The organism is Cellulomonas humilata (assembly GCF_013359775.1).
GTDB lineage: Bacteria > Actinomycetota > Actinomycetes > Actinomycetales > Cellulomonadaceae > Cellulomonas > Cellulomonas humilata.
In genome coordinates, this window is sequence record NZ_JABMCI010000017.1 from 1 (window position 1) to 583 (window position 583).

Annotated in this window: 1 pseudogene; it reads right to left on the minus strand. The window is 75.0% G+C overall.

Annotated elements, in window-relative coordinates:
* Positions 1 to 339 (minus strand): annotated as a pseudogene (locus HP550_RS00080) (hypothetical protein); the annotation flags it as partial.
* Positions 340 to 583: the final 244 nt, after the last annotated feature.

The window sequence follows — 583 nt, forward strand, 5'->3', positions numbered from 1 at the left end:
CAACCGCTTGGTGCGGCCGACGTCCAGCGGGAGGCTCTCGGCGGACATGACGATCCGGGTGATGTCCGCCTCGCACAGCGCCCGGGCGAGTTCCGTCATGGGCACCGGGGTGCCGTCCTCCAGGGTCGCCGGTGCCACGGTGCCCCAGGGCAGGGCGATCAGGGCGCAGAGTCGATCTCCGGGCGCCCGCACGTCACCGGCGCTCCTGCCGTCATCGGCGAGCGTGGCGGCGCCGTCGAGCGTGCTGGCGTGCCCGCGGGCCGCGCTGGCCGCCTCGTCCAATACCCGTTGATGGGTCAGCAGCTCCGCGACCGTCTCGGCCGGCACCAGCAGGGACACGTGCGGGCGACTGACCGACCCGGTGGTGACAGACGCAGGCCCGGGTGTGCCTGACGCGGGTGCCCCACTGTCGGCGCCCACCGGCCCGACGGTCGTGGGTCGTGCCCCGGCGCACGCGCCTTCGGCCAGCATCGCCAACGCGTCCGCGGAGGCTTGCCCCGGGGAGCGGGTCTGGTCGCCGTACTGGCCCATCGCGTCCAACGCGACCCGCAGGGTTTCCCCGGCGACCCGGTCCAGGCGACCC